The sequence below is a fragment of the Polaromonas sp. genome (genome assembly GCF_036676035.1).
Classification (GTDB): Bacteria; Pseudomonadota; Gammaproteobacteria; order Burkholderiales; family Burkholderiaceae_C; genus Polaromonas.
Window position 1 is genome coordinate 1 of sequence record NZ_JAKFDR010000134.1, and the last position, 2,131, is coordinate 2,131.

The 2,131-nt window shown below is 62.9% G+C and carries 2 protein-coding genes; both read right to left on the bottom strand.

Going from position 1 to position 2,131, the window contains the following annotated elements:
- Window positions 1-70: 70 nt before the first annotated feature.
- The gene (gene tsaE, locus V6M61_RS20940; RefSeq protein WP_042607801.1) at window positions 71-541 is read right to left on the bottom strand and encodes a tRNA (adenosine(37)-N6)-threonylcarbamoyltransferase complex ATPase subunit type 1 TsaE; all 471 of its coding nucleotides are present in this window, start codon (window positions 539-541) and stop codon (window positions 71-73) included.
- Window positions 529-2,131: NAD(P)H-hydrate dehydratase (locus tag V6M61_RS20945; protein ID WP_332778542.1), on the bottom strand; the 1,603-nt coding region annotated here is incomplete at its 5' end. The genes tsaE and V6M61_RS20945, both read right to left, overlap by 13 nt.

The window sequence follows — 2,131 nt, forward strand, 5'->3', positions numbered from 1 at the left end:
CGGTTACTGCCATCAACATCAGTCCAGCGGCAGCCACCAACGCGCGAAAGCGCATACCAAACCCCATCATTTAATTGGATTCCAATGCCAAAGCGGCACACCAGGCCTCGCCACGCGAGCCCTCGGCTAAAATTTTCAGCGAACGCCCGCTGTCTTGCGGGCCAATGGTAATGGTCAGGTCAGGCTTTGGCAAAAAGCCTGCACCTTTATCGGGCCATTCGATCAGGCACATCGCGTCGTCTTCGAAGTAGTCGCGGATGCCGAGAAACTCCAGCTCCTCCGGATCGACCAAGCGATACAGGTCGAAGTGGAAGGCGCGGATGTCACCGATCTCGTAGGGTTCAACCAAAGTGAAGGTCGGACTTTTTACCGCGCCGACATGACCCAGCCCGCGAATGATGCCCCGCGACAGGGTGGTTTTGCCCATGCCCAGATTGCCTTCGAGAAAAATCAGGCCATGGCCCTGGGTCACGCGGGCGATCCGTGCGCCAAAGTCGCTCATGGCCTGTTCATCGGCCAGGTACAGGGTTACTTCAGACACGGTGCATGCTCCTCCAACAACTGACGAATGGCTGGAATCAGATCACTGGCCGCCAGCCCACGGCCGAATTTGCCTTGTTGCAGGCCGGCATTGGCGTGCAGCCAGACGGCCAGGCTTGCAGCGTCGAACGCGTCCATGCCTTGCGCCAGCAATGCGCCGGTCAGACCGGCCAGCACATCACCGAGCCCGCCCGTGGCCATTGCCGGATGGCCTTGATGACACAGGGCCAGACGCCCATCGGGATGCGCGATCAAACTACCGGCGCCTTTCAGAACCACTACCGCTGAATACTTTTTGCTCAACGCCAATGCGGCGGCCGGACGATCGGCCTGTACTTCGCCAGTACTGATACCGAGCAGGCGCGCCGCCTCGCCCGGATGCGGGGTGATCACGCAATCCCTGGGCAACTGGACAAAACCGCCGGCCAACAGGTTCAACGCGTCGGCGTCCCAAACCTGCGGTACCGACGCATTGGCGGCTGCCGACAACAAGGCGCGGCCCCAGCTTGCCTGGCCAAGGCCCGGTCCGACGACCAATACCGAAACCTTTTCCAGCAGGCCCATCAGTTGATTGGCAGACGAGGTGCCGAGGGCCATGGCTTCCGGCACGCGAGTGAGCGCTGCCGGCACATGCTCGGGACGGGTCGCCAGCGACACCATGCCCGCGCCGCTGCGCAACGCCGTTTCAGTGCTGAGCAGAATCGCCCCGCCGAAACCATGATCGCCGCCGATCAACAGCACATGGCCAAAGCGGCCCTTGTGCGAAGTCGGCGCGCGCGGCGCAATTGCCGGAAGATTAGCGGCGCTGAGGCGTCGAGCGCAGACAGGAATGTCACTGAAAATGTCATCGGTGGCTTGCAGATCGTTGAAGACCAGTTCACCGATATGATCCGCTGCGTCGCCGGTCAACAGCCCGACCTTCATGCCGATGAATGTCACCGTCAGATCGGCACGCACCGCGACGCCCAGTTCCCGACCGGTGTCGGCGCACAGCCCGGAGGGAATATCGACGGCCACCACCGGTAAACCGCTGGCATTGATGGCGGCGATGGCAGCGGCGTACGGCTCACGCACTTCGCCACTGAGACCCGTGCCGAGCAGGGCATCGAGAACGGCACCGCGCAGCTCGTTCTCTGCCTGCCAGCTCTGCACCGCAACGCCAGCAGCTATGGATTCGGCACGGGCCAGTGCGGCATCACCCTGCAAACGCTGCGGATCGCCGACTGCCAGTACGCGCACGGTCCAACCTGCCCGCAGCGCCAGTGCGGCCACCAGATAACCGTCACCGGCATTGTTGCCGTGCCCGGCGAGCACCGTCAGTTCATTCACTGCTGGCCATTTGCGCAGCAGTGCGCGCCAGGTGGCGCGGGCGGCGCGCTGCATCAATTCGAAGCCCGGCGTCCCGGCGGCAATCAGCCGTGCGTCGAGTTCGAGCACCTGCGCGGCGCGGTACAGCGCGTCGGGTAAATCATCTTTCGTCTGCGGCATGCGTCTTCGGGCTCCGATGTCTGGCAGAATTATACGCACCTCAGCTCCGGTTTCTCTCGCCTCATGTCCGCCATCACCACAGACCTGCCCGCCCTCGCCCAAT